General features: G+C 72.2%; 8 protein-coding genes and 1 pseudogene. 3 read left to right on the top strand and 6 right to left on the bottom strand.

Annotated features, from left to right (window positions below; genetic code table 11):
- Nucleotides 1-153: 153 nt before the first annotated feature.
- Genes QFZ71_RS22385 through QFZ71_RS22370 form a run of 4 tightly spaced genes read right to left on the bottom strand, consistent with a single transcriptional unit; the run spans nucleotide 154 to nucleotide 6,293 of the window.
- Nucleotides 154-756: a hypothetical protein gene (locus tag QFZ71_RS22385; protein ID WP_307669954.1), complete on the bottom strand. Its 603-nt coding sequence runs from the start codon at nucleotides 754-756 to the stop codon at nucleotides 154-156.
- Complete coding sequence (locus tag QFZ71_RS22380) at nucleotides 753-1,694, bottom strand: serine/threonine-protein kinase (protein WP_307669953.1); 942 nt, start codon at nucleotides 1,692-1,694, stop codon at nucleotides 753-755. Before QFZ71_RS22380 ends, QFZ71_RS22385 begins: the two co-directional genes overlap by 4 nt.
- A complete protein-coding gene (locus tag QFZ71_RS22375; protein WP_307669952.1) occupies nucleotides 1,691-5,308 on the bottom strand; it encodes a WD40 repeat domain-containing serine/threonine protein kinase in 3,618 nt (1,205 codons plus the stop codon). The genes QFZ71_RS22380 and QFZ71_RS22375 overlap by 4 nt, the downstream gene beginning before the upstream one ends.
- Nucleotides 5,298-6,293: a hypothetical protein gene (locus tag QFZ71_RS22370; protein WP_307669951.1), complete on the bottom strand. Its 996-nt coding sequence runs from the start codon at nucleotides 6,291-6,293 to the stop codon at nucleotides 5,298-5,300. The genes QFZ71_RS22375 and QFZ71_RS22370 overlap by 11 nt, the downstream gene beginning before the upstream one ends.
- 279 nt (nucleotides 6,294-6,572) lie before the next feature.
- Here QFZ71_RS22370 and QFZ71_RS22365 point away from each other — a divergent pair.
- Nucleotides 6,573-7,970 (top strand): annotated as a pseudogene (locus QFZ71_RS22365) (SMI1/KNR4 family protein); the annotation flags it as partial.
- Nucleotides 7,971-8,175: 205 nt separating this feature from the next.
- Here the strand turns inward: QFZ71_RS22365 and QFZ71_RS22360 are convergent.
- Complete coding sequence (locus tag QFZ71_RS22360; protein ID WP_307669950.1) at nucleotides 8,176-9,288, bottom strand: NAD(P)/FAD-dependent oxidoreductase; 1,113 nt, start codon at nucleotides 9,286-9,288, stop codon at nucleotides 8,176-8,178.
- A gap of 148 nt (nucleotides 9,289-9,436) precedes the next feature.
- Between QFZ71_RS22360 and QFZ71_RS22355 the strand changes: the two genes are divergently transcribed.
- Nucleotides 9,437-10,027 (top strand): TetR/AcrR family transcriptional regulator, encoded by a 591-nt coding sequence (locus tag QFZ71_RS22355; RefSeq protein ID WP_307669949.1) that lies wholly within the window; start codon nucleotides 9,437-9,439, stop codon nucleotides 10,025-10,027.
- Nucleotides 10,028-10,420: 393 nt separating this feature from the next.
- Nucleotides 10,421-12,466, top strand: coding sequence for a M4 family metallopeptidase (locus tag QFZ71_RS22350; RefSeq protein WP_307669948.1), 2,046 nt, complete (start codon nucleotides 10,421-10,423; stop codon nucleotides 12,464-12,466).
- A gap of 235 nt (nucleotides 12,467-12,701) precedes the next feature.
- Here QFZ71_RS22350 and glgP read toward each other — a convergent pair whose 3' ends face one another.
- Entirely contained in the window at nucleotides 12,702-15,371 is a 2,670-nt protein-coding gene (gene glgP / locus QFZ71_RS22345) for an alpha-glucan family phosphorylase (RefSeq protein WP_307669947.1), read from the bottom strand.
- Between the last annotated feature and the right edge of the window lie 275 nt (nucleotides 15,372-15,646).

The raw sequence follows: 15,646 nt of genomic DNA, 5'->3' as shown, positions 1-15,646 counted from the left end.
GTCGCCGGTGCACGGGGAAAGAACGAGGGATCGCCGAGGAGCCCGCCCGTACCGGTCCGGACTCGGTGACGACGTCGCACTGACCACGGTCCACCCGCACGATCCGGGCCGGCATCAGACCGGCGGTACGGTGCCCGGCGAAGCTGATCGAGATCACGGGCGCCTCCTGCGGCGGGAAGAGGCCCCGCGGACAGCAGACGGCTGAAGCCCTCCGACCACCCGGACACCCTCTTCGGTACAGCCTTCGATCAGGTCCATCAGCAGCGTCGAGAGCTCGGCGCGTTCCAGCTGCACGTGTCCGAGGATCTCAAGGACCTCGGCCTCGGTGTCGCCCCATGACGGCGGACCGGGTGCGAGTGAGTCCTTGAGACGGCGGGTCGCGGAGGCCAACAGCTCGTGGATTCCCTCGGGTTCGCCGTCCGCGCCTGCCGTGTAGCGCCCCTGCCGGAACCAGATGCCGTCCCGGGCGAGGGCGTCGAGGGCCTCCTGGACCTCGGAGGCGAGCCTGCGGGCCGTCTCGTCGAAGGCGACCTCGTCGACGGGGCGCTCCAGCCTGAGGTCCTGAGCCGTGTGGTCGAGAAACGCGTACCAGGCTCGCACCGTCGTCCTGATCCGCACGATGCGGGCGGTCGCCGCCTCCGCTCTGGCCAGCCGTGCGGTGTGGAGCTGTCCGCGCCGCTGAGTGACGTAGGTGAGGACCCCGGTGACAAGGGCCCCGCCGACAGCCCCGATGAGTCCGTAGAGTTCCCCGCTCACGGCCTGTCCCCCCTGATTCCTTCGCCGTCTCGGGCCTGGGGCGCCCATCCGTCGCAGTGTGACAGCAGCTCGCGCAGTTCGGCCACGGTGGCCACGGTGGCGCCCGGTCCCTCGTGCAGCGCCCGGTCGATCGCCTTCGCCAGCTCACACGGAACCTGCGGGTTGTGGAACCGGACCGGCGTCGGCGGGCTGTCGAGCACGATCTGCCAGGGGTCGGCACCGGGCCGAAAGGGCCGAGGGCTGGTGAGCGTGAGCATCCAGTACAGGCAGGCCGCCAGCGACCACACATCCACCTCGGGACCGCTGTACTTGAAGTCGACGACTTGCGCGCGTGACATGAACTGGGGGCGGCCGGCCGTGGTGCCGGTCAGGGTGAACCCGCTCAGACCGGCCTCATCGAAGGCTTTGGCGAGACCGAAGTCGCCAACCTTGACATCGAAGGTCTCGCCGGACGTTCCGTTCGGCCTGCTGACCCCGCTGACCAGGAGGTTCTGTGGAGTGACGTCGCGGTGGACGACCCCTTGTGCGTGTGCGTGCGCCAGGCCGTCCATGGCCTGGTCGGCGACGCGCAGGACCTCTTCCGGAGTGAAGGGGGAGCCGTGTCGCCGCGCGGCCCACTGGTCGAGGCTGCCGCCGGGGCAGAACTCCCCGTACAGAACGAGGGTCTCGTCGATCTCGTCGACGCGGTGGAGGGCTGCGATCCGGGGATGCCTCAGCCTGCCGGTGATCTCGGCCTCGCGTCGGAAGCGTGCCAGGGAGTGCGGTCCCGGCACGACGCGCGGGAGCATGACCTTCAATGCGAAGTCCTGACTGGTCGCCGTCTCGCGGGCCAGGAACACGCTGCCCATGGCTCCCTTCCCCAGCTCGCGCAGGATACGGACACCGCGCTCGGCGAGAGCTGCGCGAACGGCGGGCTTCAGCCAGGCCGCGCTGGTCATGGGGCTTCCTCCGCTGCGCACTCGGCGGACCTCGGTGCCAGGTCCCAGTCGCACTCCCAGACACCAGGCGCGCCATCAGAGCGGGATGTCACCAGGTGCCGCCCGTTCTCCGTCATGTATATGCCGTCGAACTGCCCATCCTGCATGACGAGTTCACCCACCTGCTCACCCGTCCCCCATTTCCACACACGGACGCGGCCGTCGATGGCGGCCGCGAAGACGTAACGACCGTCCGGAGACAGACACATACCGCGGACATGACCCGCGGTCGGGGCCTCCATGCGCTGCACGAGGCGTCCCGAGTGCAGCGCACGTACCTCGATGACGGGATGCAGGAGCATCGCCGAGACGACGTGGCGTCCGTCCGGAGTCACTTCGAGGAAGTCGTGCCCTCCGGTGGCCGAGCGGGCATGGAAGCGCAGGAAGCGCCCTGTTCCCACCTCCCACACCCGTACCGCGTATTCGGTCGGCCCGGTGGCCAGGACCTGTTGTCCGTCCGGGGTGACCCTGAGCGCCGTCACCGGCGCCCTGTGTCCTTTCAGGACCCGCACGCAACGACCGCTGGATACGTCCCACACGAGGATCAGGCGGTCACGCCCCCCGGACAGGAGAAGGCGGCCGTCGGGGCTGAAGCACAGCGCGGACACCGCGCCTGTGTGTCCTGTGCGCCGGTGCGAACACTCTGCGCTCACGTGCCCACTTCTGTCGCGCTCTTTGCTTGCCAGGCGCCAGAAGCGCAAGGATCCGTCTTCCTCACCCGTGGCGGCGAACCTGCCGTCGGGGCTCACGGCGCCCACGGTGACCGCCGTGCCATGGCCGTCGAGGACTGTGCGCCGTGCACCCGTGGCGAGATCGACCAGCCCTACTTGCCCGCCGTCGCCCGCTCCTTCGCCGGTACGCCAGGTCACCAGCACATGGGACTCGCCCGAAACGTCACACACGGCCAGCGGAAGCGTGTCGGGGTCGCCCAGGATGTGGCTGAACCAGCCTCCGCGGAAGGCGGTGCGGGAGGACACCAGGGCCAGCCGGCCCCATAGCTCCAGAGCTTTGTCGTCCCGCTCGTGCCCCTTCTGTTCGCGGGCCTGCTTCAGCAGCTGGTGAGCGCGCTCCCACTCCTCGGCGGTGAGGGCCTGTGCTGCTCGGGTGAGGTGGTCGTCGACATGCGCCCTGACTGCGTACTGGACCGCGACCGATCGCGGTCGGGAGATCTGCAGAGGGCTCTCGGGCCCCGTGGCAAGAGGCCGGGGCCGCAGCTTCCCGTCCCGTTCATGGACCGCGTATCGGCCATCGGCGCTCAGAACGGCTCGACGGTCGTAGGCCGAGCCGACGGCCAGAGTGAAGAGGCAGCGACCCGATTCCAGATCCCATGCCCGGGCCGCGTCGTCCAGGCAGTGCGTCAGTGCCCAGCGCGCGCTCTGCTTCTGGGCTGCCGGCGCCACCTCCACGTGTGTCACCACCGTGGGATGAGCGGCCAGTTCCCGCACCGGAGTGCCGGACGGCAGCTCCCAGAGGCGGACAGCTCCGCCGCCGTGCCCCGTCACGAGCCGTCCATCCGAGGTGACACACAGGGAGGCGCACTTGTCCGCCGCGAAATCAAGGCATGCGGTACGGCGGCCGGTCGCCAGCTCCCACACGCTCACCTGAGCGCCTCCGGCCGAACCGACCACCCAGTGGCCGTCCGGTGTGGTGTGCAGTGCGTCCACCGGACCGGCGTCAGCGGCGGCGTGTCCAGCCAGGGCTCCGACGTAACGCCCGTCACGCAGATCCCAGACCTGGACCGTGCCCTGCTCGCAGGCGACCAGCGCGTGCCGCCCGTCCGGGGTGAGTGCGACCGCCTCTACGCGGTCACGCGCCTTGACGAGTAGGGGTCTACGGCCACTGCCCACATCCCAGTACCGCACCGTGCCGGTGCGATGGAGCGCTTCGGCCGCCACGGCCCGCCGGGAGTGCTGGGCCGTGGCGACGAGGTACATGGGCATCCGGCGGCCCTGCACGACACGTGCGAAGTGCCCGGGTATCCGGGGGTCCGGCACGACACGTGTGAAGCCCCCGGTCCTCACTTCGCACTCCCACAGGCCGTCGGCCCCGTCGATGACGACCCGACTGCCGTCTCCCGCAGGAAACACCGGACGACCGCCCCTGGCAGCGCGCCACATGTCGGGACCAGGGCGCTCCCACAGGACTTCTCCTGTGGCGACGTCACGCAGAGAATAACGGGGGGCCCGGCCCGGTGCGGCGAAGGCGAGAACGCGGGAGCTGTGCGGGATCGCAACCAGCGTCAGCTCTCCGCGCGCCGCGAATTCCTCAACCGGCTCGTGCACGTCCGGCGTGGTGGCCGCACCGCTGTCGCCCCGCTCGCGACGGACCAGCCGCAGCAGTGGATCGATGCGCTGCGGGTCCCCGCCGCCCGCGCGCGCGGCTCGCAGCGCGTGCAGGACTGCCCCGTCCGTCGTCGTCCCCTCGCGCCATCTCAACACGCCCCTGTTGTAGGTCGCTTCAGGGTGACACGGGTCCGCGGCGAGCGCTTGGTCCAGAAGCTGATCGGCTTCGGTGGCACGGCCGAGGTCGAACAACGACAAGGCACGGTTGTTGAGTTCGTCGGCGCGCAGTTGCCCCGGGGCCGGTCGTGGTCGGGGGTAGGTGTCCCCCGACACCTCCCGGTAGATCGCGGTCAGCGCTTCGGCGCACTCGCCCATGCTCGCGGGTCTCTCCCGAGGAAGCCGACGCAGACACCGGGCGAGGAGGTCACCCAGCGCGTCGGGCATCGCCAGTGCGGGCCCGGGCCTTCGGAGGCCGCCTTCGTCAGCTTCGCGGCTCCCGGTGCCCCCCGCGCGGTGGGCGCGCCGGCGCAGGGCATCGAGTGCCTCGCCGGCTGCAGTACCGGTGTACCAGGTCACCTCTCCGGAGAACATCTCGAGCACTGTCGCGGCGAAGCTCCACATGTCGCTGGCGGGACCGAGCCGTTGTCCCGCGAGCTGCTCGGGCGAGGCGTAGGGGCGGGTCATGCCCCGCGCGGTCACCGAAAAGTCGGCAGCCTCCTCATGCTCCTCCCCTACCCCGTCCTCCGGAGGTCTCGTCCCTGCTCGGGCGAACGCCCGCGCCAGTCCGAAGTCCGTGAGCTTCACGCCGCCTTGGGCGTCGAGAAGGACATTGCCCGGCTTGACGTCCTGGTGGACGAGGCTCCGCCCGTGCGCGTGTGCGAGTCCCCACGCCATCTGGATGGCGATGTCGAGCACTCGCAGCAGCGCGATGTCGGGCCCGCCCTCGTACAGCCGTCCGTCGTCGAGCCAGCCCCGCAGGCTGCCGCCTTCCACGTACTCGGTGAAGACCAGCGGCACCCCGCTGACGACGCGGACGTAGTGACAGAAGCACACATGCGGATGCAGCCCGATCGACATCCATGTCTCGGCCTCTTCGACGAAGCGCTCCACGCCGTCGGCCTTGGCGAGAAGTTCGGGGCGAGGCTGCTTCGCCGCGAGGTCGAGGCCCCACTGTGTGTGCCGCACACGGTAGACGAGGCCCATGCCCCCGGCCCTGTGCACATCGGACACCTCGTACTGCTCCAGGATCTTGTCGCCGACGTCCCAGGAAGCAGTCTCGGACTCAGCTGACATTCTGCGCCGCCAGCGTGCACGCGAGTGGCAGAAGGGAAGGGATGAACAACTCCTCTTCGGGCGGGCTCAGCCAGCCGCCGGGACCGATGTGCTGAGCGAAGAGCACCGCCAACGGGTAGGCCGTCTTGCGGAGTTCGGGATCCGTGTCCCACCGGCTGTCTCCGGGCCCCGAACGCAGCAAAGAATCCACCAGCGTCAAGGAGCGCACCAGCCGGGCACGTTCGCGTACGTGCCGCTTGCCCACTTCCTGCTCTGCCAGACGGTGCCGGGCCAGCCTGATCGCCTGCTTGGCCTGGCCGAGGCGACCAGGCCGATCCTCGGCGAGGCCGGTTTCCTCGGCGCCGGCGAACAGGAAGTCCAGAAGAGCCTGTTCCTCGGGCATCAGCGGCCGAGGATCGGCGACGTCGGGGTTGCGCGTCGCCATGATGGCGTTCTCGTTGACGCCTGGCCCGCCGAAGTGGAACCACACATGTCCGCGCAGCGCGAGCCAGGCCAGTTCGGCGGCGAAGACCTTGCCGATCCGCACATCGGTGCCGCCGGTGATGTAGGTGCTTTCGGGCAGGCCCGCGTAGATCGCGATTCCGAGCTGCAGAGGACTGAAGTGGTCCAAGAGGTAGGACAGTTCATTTCTCAGTCGTTGCGTTGTGCTCTCGGGCGGGCTGCGCAGCTCCTCCAGTGTCCGGCTCATCGCTGCTCGCCAGCTCAGATAGTGTTCGATCAGTGTTTCGGTGCGGTGCGCCGACGACTCGCCGTCCGCCAGACGTATCCCGGTCAGCGCGACGGCACCCGCGAAGAACTGCTTGCTGCGCTCCTCGGCGCGGTTTGCCACCTCGCGCCGTCGGGCCCGCTCGCCGAGCGTGCGCGCCCGGCTCACCGCAAGTTCGCAGTCGGTGTGCAGGGACTCGGCCACCGCCTGGAAGGTGTCCAGATGCACTTGGCCCCGCAGGATCGCGCCGTGCTGGGCACGCTGCCATCTGCGGCGCATGGGTGTGGTCAGCGTACTCAACACCGGTGACTGCCCTCCGGTCTCTGGATGCGTCGTTCCGCCCGATCCTTGCCGCCCTGCTGCCTCGTGACGAACACGCGCCTCATACCCTCTGCGGTTGCGGCACACACGCCACGGAGATCGGTACTCGCCGGTTCCGCTGCGCTCATGACGCGCCGTCATGACAGGGGCGTGCGTGCTCTGCACGGCGGTGCGGGAGGCCGAGCGGGCACGGGGCGTCACCGGCCGCTGCCGGTGGCGGGTGGCAGCATCGGGCGCATGACGCATACGACGCCGCTCGACTGGGGACCGTTCCTCCGTGCCTGGAGCGGGGAGTGGCCGGATGCCCTGCCCGATGACGAGGCGGGCGGGGAGGAGGACGAGACCGCCCGGCGGGATCGGCGGCTGGGGTTTCCGTTCCGAGGAGCGGATCGTCGCCATGGAGCAGCGCCTCGGCCGGCGGATGCCCCCGTCGTACCGGGCGTTCCTCGCGGTCAGCGACGGGTGGCGGCACGCCGGCGGGTTCGTCGGCCTGCCGGCGGGAACCGCGGACGCCCGCCGGCACGACGACGCGTCCGGGCTCGCCGATATGTTCAAGGAATACCTGGACGACGACGCCGGGCCCGAGGAGCGGCGGGATGTGGAGATCTGGCGCCGCGGGCTCCAGCTCGACGTCGAGTCCGACATGACCCACGTCCTGCTGGACCCCGAGGACGTGGACGAGGACGGCGAGTGGGCCGTGTACACGTGGGCGGGCCGGCGGGCCGCGCCACCCGAGCGGATCACGGACCTCGCCGCGTTCATGCGGAACATGCACCGGGAGTTCCACAGCCTGCGGGCCCACCCGGCCGATGGGCGGCCGGAGTTCGTCGACGACACGACGCGGCGGCTGGACGCCCCGGGGGGAGCGGGCCCGGCTCCAGGCGCTGAGCGGCGACTGGGAGCGGGACCGGTCGGCGCCGGACGAGGCGAAGGGGTACGGCAGGCCACGGGCCGCCGGGCTGGGTGACCAGATGAGTCTGCTGCTCGGACAGACGCACACGGTGTCCTTCGACAGCCTGGTGACGGACCCCCGGTACGTCACCGCCCTGCTTCCGCCGCTGATCGCCGAGCACGCTGCGCACACGTACCGGGCCGGCTCCACGCTGCCGTTCCCTCTGCGGGGAGCCGGTGGCGACGTGGTGGCACCGGCTCGCACGCTGCTGGAGCAGGTGCGCGCGGGCACCTACCGGTACACGGCGGCCGGAGCATTCGGGGAAGCGGTCGAGCGGGCCCGCGGGTCGGCGCGGTGAGGCGACACCGACGGGGCCTGGCGCACGATGATGGAGGCGCCGCCACTGTGGCAGCCGCTGGGTCCCGACCACCTGGCGCCGCTGGGCTGGGTGGCCGATCCCCTGCTCGGTCCGCTGCTGGCCCCGGAGCGCGGCCGGGCCCTGCTGTCCGCCCCCAGAGGCGGACGGACGGGCGAGGCGCGGAGCCCGGCGATCCGTCTCGACCCCGAGGGCCCTGATGTGGCTCGCGTACCCAAACGCCCCCGGCACCCCCACGTCCTATCGGTTCGTCCTGGCCGAAGGGGTGGAACCGCAGGACCTGCCCGGACGCCTCGCGGACGGGGAGGAGGCCGCGCTGGGCGCGTCCATGACCTCCTGCACAGCACGCGAGCGGCCACTCCGCGGGGGGTGCAGCCGCCCCCGCGTGATCGCGTGGCGCGGCAGCCCCGCCCCTGCCTCATCGAGTCGCCGCGAGGGGGGGCATCCCCCGTGGCGATCACCCGGGAACGCTCGGCCACGGCATCGCACCCTGCGGGACCGGGACCGCGCGGTCCCGGTCCCGCCGATCGCAGGGGTACGGCCCTCCCCCAGCGGACGTACGCGCCGCACACTCACCCCGGCAGCAGTCGCAGCGCCGCGTTCCGCAGGCGGGTGTGCTCCGTGCTCATGAAACGGTGCAGGGCGCGGGAGCCGAAGGCGGTCCGCTGGGCGCTGCTGCGGCGTTCGCGGTCGTAGGCGCGCAAGGCGGCGGTGAGCCCGGTACGCCCCGGCGGCGCGGCGGCGACCGCCCGGCTCAGGGCGTCCGCGTCCAGGATCGCGGTGCAGGCGCCCTGGCCCGGGTTGGGCGTCATGGCGTGCGCCGCGTCGCCGACCAGGGCGACGGGTACGGCGGAGCCCGGCCCGGCCGCCGTCGATGCGACGGATCCGGCCGAGCCCGTCGGCCCGGCACCGGCCGAGACGAAGGAGGGCAGCGCCGGGTACAGGTGGCGCATCTCGTACCGGATCCAGGTCGCCGGGTCGGTGGCGTCCAGGATGCGCGGGATCGGGTCGTGCCAGCCGGCGAAGAGGCCGCGCAGGTCGTCGGCGGTGGCGGCCTCGGGCACGGCCGCGTACCAGTTGGTGCGGCCCGGCTCGACGGGGGTCAGCCCGAAGAAGCGACCGCTCCCCCAGGTCTCGCCGTGCACCGGACTCTCGACGTCGGCGATGCCGATCCAGGCGACCGTGCCGACCTCGCGCGGGCCGCCGCGGGCCCCGAACCGGGCGGTGCGCACGGCGCTGCGGATGCCGTCCGCGCCGATCATCAGGTCCGCTCCGGCGGCGAGCGCGTCGATGCCGGTGACCCGCTCGCCGAGCATGAGCGGTACGTCCCCGAAGGCGTCCAGACCCGCGAGCAGGGCGTCGAGCAGGTACGGCCGGGAGATGAGGAGTTCGGGTCGCCCCGCCCGGCGTTCGACGCGCTCCAGCGGGATACGGGCCAGGGGCGTGCCGTCCGGGGTGCGGATGTGCGCGTCGCGGTACGGGACGGCGTGGTCGCGCAGGGCGTCGCCGACGCCGAGCCGGTCGAGCGCCGCCTGCGCGACGGGGTGGATACCGAAGGCCGCGCCGTACCGCTCCGGTCCGGTACGGCGCTCCAGCACCGTCACGCTCCAGCCCGCGCGGCGCAGGCCGATCGCCGTCGCCAGTCCGCCGATGCCCGCGCCGACCACGATCGCCGTTCCCGTCATGCCGCACCCCCCGAATGTCCACCCGGTCGTACGGTCCGCCCGCCGGCGCCGATGAAGAACCACCCCAGTCGTGGTACCACGACTGGGGTACCATCGGCAAGGGCGGGCCGCGCGCGGGCCGCAGCGATACGGGAGCGAGGGAGCGGGCGTGAATCCGGACCGGCGGGACCGGCTGCGGGACGCGGCGATCGAGGTACTGGCGCGGGACGGCGGGCGCGGGCTGACCCACCGGGCCGTGGACCGGGCCGCCGAGGTGCCGCCGGGCACCACGAAGAACTACTTCCCGACCCGCGACGCGGTGCTGCGCGCGGTGGCGGAGCGCTGCCTGGAGCAGTACCTCGCGCTCACCGCACGGCCGCCGGCCGGTCCGGGGCCGGTGGACCGCGAGGGCCTGGTCGCCCTCTTCCGCTCGCTGCTGGAGAACGTCGCGGGGCCGGGCCGCGCGCGCCTGCTGGCGGTGCTGGAGCTCCAGGCCGAGGCGACCCGGCGCCCCTGGCTGTCCGGCATCCTCGACCCGATGGCGAGCGGCGACTTCGCCGGCTTCGAGCAGGCGCAGCGCGCCGCCGGACTGCCCGTCACACCGCCGCGGGCCGCCGTCGTCACGCTCGCCCTGCACGCCGCGGTCCCGCACCTGCTGACGAACGGTCCCGGCACCCTCGCGGCGGCCGGGCTCGACGACCCGGACCGCTTCGTGCGCGACCTCCTGGACACGGTGTACCCGCCGGACGCGACCACCTGAGCCCACACCCGCGCCCACCCCGCCCTGACCGCACACCGACGGACCGGCGCATTCCGGTGCGGGAATCTGGCCAGAACCCGTCGCCGTCTCACCAGGCGGTCATCACACCGCTTCCCACCCGCGGAGCCACGGCGGCCGCCGCGCGCGAAACCTGTGACCACCCTGTGAATGCCGGGTTCCCCAACCCCCGGTAACACTGCGGCAATGATCGGCGAAACGTCCGCTTAACGAACATGACCTTTCCGGCAACGAACGAAAACCGGCCAACTTATTGACGCGCTCCTGACAGGTGCGGTCATCTGCTGACACTCTTCACCCCGTTCTGCGCACCGCCTGCACCGTCCGGACAGCCCGTCCAGGCCGTCCGGTACCCCCCTCGCAGAAGGAGTCCGCGTGAGATCCACGCCCAGCCGTCGCGCCACCGCGACCGGCGCTCTGATAGCCGCAGCAGCCCTCATAGCCGTCGCCGTCCCGTCCGGCGCCGCGACCGCCACCTCCGGCCCCGCCTCGGCCCCGCGCGGCGGCATCACCGCCGGCACGAAGGCCGATCCGGGCGCCCTGCCCGCCAAGCTCACGCCCGCCCAGCGCGCGGAGCTGCTCAGCGAGGCGAACGCCACGAAGGCCGCCACCGCCAAGGAGCTCGGTCTCGGGTCCACCGAGAAGCTCGTCGTCCGCGACGTCGCCCAGGACCGCGACGGCACGACGCACACCCGCTACGAGCGCACCCTGGACGGCCTCCCCGTCCTCGGTGGCGACCTCGTGGTCAAGGAGTCCCCGGCCGGGAGGACCGAGGGCGTCAGCAAGGCGTCGAAGGCGACCAGCGCGCAGCTGAAGGCCGTCGGCCTCAGCGCCGACGTGGCCCCGGCCGCCGCCGAGAAGCAGGCGCTCGGCGCGGCGAAGGCCGAGGGTTCGACGGCGAAGAAGGCGAGCCAGGCCCCGCGCAAGGTGGTGTGGCTGGGCGGCGGCTCCCCGCAGCTCGCGTACGAGACCGTGGTCGGCGGACTCCAGCACGACGGCACCCCGAACGAGCTGCACGTGCTCACCGACGCCACCTCGGGCGAGAAGCTCTACGAGTGGCAGGCCGTCCACAACGGCACGGGCAACACGCAGTACAACGGCCAGGTCACCCTGGGCACCGCGCCCTCGTACACCCTGACCGACACGACGCGCGGCAACCACAAGACGTACAACCTGAACCGGGGCACCTCCGGGACCGGCACGCTGTTCTCCGGCCCGGACGACGTCTGGGGCGACGGCACTCCGCAGAACGCCGAGACGGCCGGCGCGGACGCCCACTACGGCGCTGCCGAGACATGGGACTACTACAAGAACGTGCACGGCCGCTCCGGCATCCGCGGTGACGGCGTCGGCGCGTACTCCCGCGTCCACTACGGCAACAACTACGTCAACGCGTTCTGGCAGGACACCTGCTTCTGCATGACGTACGGCGACGGCGACGGCAACGTCAAGCCGCTGACCTCCCTGGACGTGGCCGCGCACGAGATGACGCACGGTCTGACCTCGGTCACGGCCAAGCTGGTCTACAGCGGCGAGTCCGGCGGTCTCAACGAGGCCACCTCCGACATCTTCGCCGCGGGCGTGGAGTTCCACTCCGACACCGCCCAGGATCCGGGCGACTACCTGGTCGGCGAGAAGATCGACATCCGCGGCAACGGCACCCCGCTGCGCTACATGGACAAGCCCTCCAAGGACGGCTCGTCCAAGGACTACTGGTACTCGGGCATCGGCAACGTCGACGTCCACTACTCCTCGGGCCCGGCGAACCACTGGTTCTACCTGCTCTCCGAGGGCAGCGGCGCCAAGACCGTCAACGGCGTCAGCTACGACTCGCCGACCTCCGACGGGCTCCCGGTGACCGGCATCGGCCGGGACAAGGCGCTGCAGATCTGGTTCAAGGCGCTCACCACGAAGTTCACCTCGACGACCAACTACGCCGCCGCCCGCACCGGCACGCTCGCGGTCGCCGGTGAACTGTACGGGGCGACCAGCCCCGAGTACGCGGCCGTGGCCCACGCCTGGGCCGGCATCAACGTGGGCGCCCGCCCCGGCGGCGGCAACCCGGACCCGGGCGGCAAGGTGTTCGAGAACAACACCCCCGTGGACATCCCGGACGCCGGTGCGGCCGTCACCAGCGCGGTCACCGTCTCCGGCGTCACCGGCAACGCGCCGAGCACGCTCAAGGCGGACGTCAACATCACCCACACCTGGCGCGGTGACCTGGTCATCGACCTGGTGGCCCCGGACGGCACCGCCTACCGGCTGAAGAACTCCTCCTCCAGCGACTCCGCGGACAACGTGGTGGCGACCTACACGGTCAACGCCTCGTCCGAGGTGGCCAACGGGGTCTGGAAGCTGAGGGTCCAGGACATCGCACGCCAGGACACCGGACGCATCAACAGCTTCAAGCTCACCTTCTGATCCCACCGGCCGGCCGGTCCGGGAGGGTTCGGTTCCCCTCCCGGACCGGTCGGCCCGGACGGGAGCCCGACCCTCCGGGCCCACCGGCCCGGAGGGAGCACAGACGGAACGGTCCGGGAGGAGTTCACCCCCTCCCGGACCGTTCGCCATGCCGCGCCCCGCGAGCGCCGGGTGAGGCGGGCCGCCGCGGACGCCGGAACCGGCCGCACGGGTCCCGTCACCCGCAGGCGCCCGCTCAGCGCATCAGCACGCCCGCGCCCTCCCCCACCGCCTCGGCCGGCAGCGCGACCAGGCCCAGTTCGGCGCCGGAGGCCAGCAGCGGATGGGCGGGCAGGACGCGCACCGTGTAGCCGTACGGCCCCGTCCGGTCCAGCGCGAGCGGCCCCTCGAACAGCCAGCGGTCCTCCAGGTCCTGGCCGCCCGCCGGCTTCAGCGGGAAGACCTGGGCGTCCGCGATGGCGTCGCCGGAGTCGACCCGGCCGGCGACCACCTGCACCTCCACGTCGTCCGGGCCGAGCCCGCCGAGCGCGATCCGCGCCCGCAGCGCGAGGGTGGACCCGAGCTCCGCCGAGCCGCCCTCGGCGGTGTCCGTCACCGATTCCACGTGGTCGACCGAGACACCCTGCCAGGCCGCCCGGACCCTGGCCTTCCAGGCGGCGAGGTCCCGCGCGGCGGCGGGCTCCAGGGCGCGCCGGGACCGGGCTGCGGGGGCGTAGAGCCGTTCCACGTACTCGCGGACCATCCGCCCCGCCAGCACCTTCGGCCCCAGGTTGACCAGGGTCGAGCGGACCATCTCGATCCACCGGTCCGGCAGCCCCTCCGCACCCCGGTCGTAGAAGCGCGGGGCGACCCGGTCCTCGATCAGGGCGTACAGGGCGTTCGCCTCCAGCTCGTCCCGGCGGTCCTCGTCGACCGACGAACCGTCGGCGGTCGGGATCTCCCAGCCGAAGTCCGGGTCGAACCACTCGTCCCACCAGCCGTCGCGCACGGACAGGTTGAGGCACCCGTTGAGCGCCGCCTTCATCCCGCTCGTGCCGCACGCCTCCAGTGGGCGCAGCGGGTTGTTGAGCCAGACGTCGCAGCCCGGATAGAGCTTCTGCGCCATGCCCATGCCGTAGTCGGGGAGGAAGACGATGCGGTGGCGTACGCGCGGGTCGTCCGCGAACCGCACCAGCTCCTGCACCAGCCGCTTCCCTCCGTCGTCGGCGGGGTGGGCCTTGCCCGCGACGACGATCTGGATCGGGTGCGTGGGGTGCAGCAGCAGCGCGCGCAGCCGGTCGCGGTCGCGCAGCATGAGCGTGAGCCGCTTGTACGACGGGACGCGCCGGGCGAAGCCGATGGTCAGGACGTCCGGGTCGAGGACGCCGTCGATCCAGCCCAGCTCGGCGGTGCCCGCGCCGCGCCGCCGCCAGGAGGCGTAGAGGCGGCGGCGGACCTCGGTGACCAGTTGGCCGCGCAGGTCCCGGCGCAGGTCCCAGATCTCCTGGTCGCCGATGCCGGTCACCGCGCCCCAGCGGCGGGGCGTGGAGCCGGACGCGGTCGCCCCGTCGGCCACCGGACCGCCGGACAGCACCCGGTGGGCGCGGTCCTCACCGACCTGGCCCGCGCCGAGCCGGAACACCTCGGGGGCGACCCAGGTGGGGGCGTGGACGCCGTTCGTGACGGAGGTGATCGGCACCTCGGCGGGGTCGAAGCCCGGCCACAGCCCGGAGAACATCTCCCGGCTGACCGCCCCGTGGAGGGTGGAGACGCCGTTGGCGCGCTGGGCGAGCCTCAGGCCCATCACGGCCATGTTGAACAGGTCGGGCTCGCCGCCGGGGTAGGTCTCGGTGCCGAGCGCGAGCACCTTCTCCACGGGTACGTTGGGCAGTTCACCGTCGTCGCCGAAGTGGCGGGCGACGAGCCCCCGGTCGAAACGGTCTATCCCGGCGGGCACCGGGGTGTGGGTGGTGAAGACGGTTCCGGCCCGAACGGTTTCGAGTGCGGCCTCGAAGTCGAGCCCGTCGGAGGCCAGTTCGCGGATGCGCTCCAGGCCGAGGAAGCCGGCGTGGCCCTCGTTGGTGTGGAACACCTCCGGTTCGGGGGTGCCGGTGATCCGACACCAGATGCGGACCGCGCGCACGCCGCCGATGCCGAGCAGCATCTCCTGGAGCAGGCGGTGGTCGCTGCCGCCGCCGTACAGCCGGTCGGTGACGTCGCGTTCGCCGGGGGCGTTCTCCTCGACGTCGGAGTCCAGGAGGAGGAGCGGCACCCGGCCGACGCGGGCGAGCCGGATACAGGCGTGCAGCGAGCGTCCGCCGGGGAGGGCGAGGACGACGCGCGCCGGGGTGCCGTCCGCTTCGCGGACGAGGTCGAGCGGGAGTTCGTCGGGGTCGAGAACGGGATAGTGCTCCTGCTGCCAGCCGTCGCGCGAGAGGGTCTGGCGGAAGTAGCCGTGGCGGTAGAGGAGTCCGACGCCGATGAGCGGGACGCCGAGGTCGCTGGCGGCCTTGAGGTGGTCGCCGGCCAGGATGCCGAGGCCCCCGCTGTACTGGGGCAGTGCGGCGGTGACGCCGAACTCCGGCGAGAAGTAGGCGATGGCGGACGGGAGTTCGGCTCCGGCGGCCCGCTGCTCCTGGTACCAGCGGGGGCCGTCCAGATACTCCGCGAGGTCGGCGGAGGCCGCGGCGAGGCGGCCGAGGTACTCCTCGTCCCCGGCCAGTTCGGCGAGCCGCCCGGCGGACAGCGAACCGAGCAGGCGTACGGGGTCGGCGTCCGCGGGCCGCCACCCCTCGGGGTCGGCGGACCGGAAGAGCTCACGGGTCTCGGTGTGCCACGACCAGCGCAGGTTGCGCGCGAGGTCGTGGAGGGGTCGGAGGGGTTCGGGGAGGACAGGACGCACGGTGAGTCGACGAATGGCCTTCACGTACTCCACCTTTACAGGGGACTTGCGCATCCGAGGGGACGCACCACGGTGAGCGCCCCTTCCGTCACCCCTGACGGTAGCGACCGTCCGTGGCGGCCTGCCACGGCGCGCGGACGGCTCACCGGGTCCGGGCCCACCCGCTCGCGCGCCTCCTCGCGGGCCCGCGCGGAAGCCGTCCGGGGCTGATGCCGATACCCCCACCGGCGTTCCCCGGCCGTCGCTCCCGCCCCGGCCGTGCTCCTCCGCCACTTCTCTCACCTGCGGGTTTGGCCGAT

It is taken from the genome of Streptomyces sp. V2I9, from assembly GCF_030817475.1.
In the GTDB taxonomy this organism is placed as follows: Bacteria; Actinomycetota; Actinomycetes; order Streptomycetales; family Streptomycetaceae; genus Streptomyces.
Note: the sequence above shows the minus strand (reverse complement) of the source record. Positions and strands in the feature narration are given on the sequence as shown.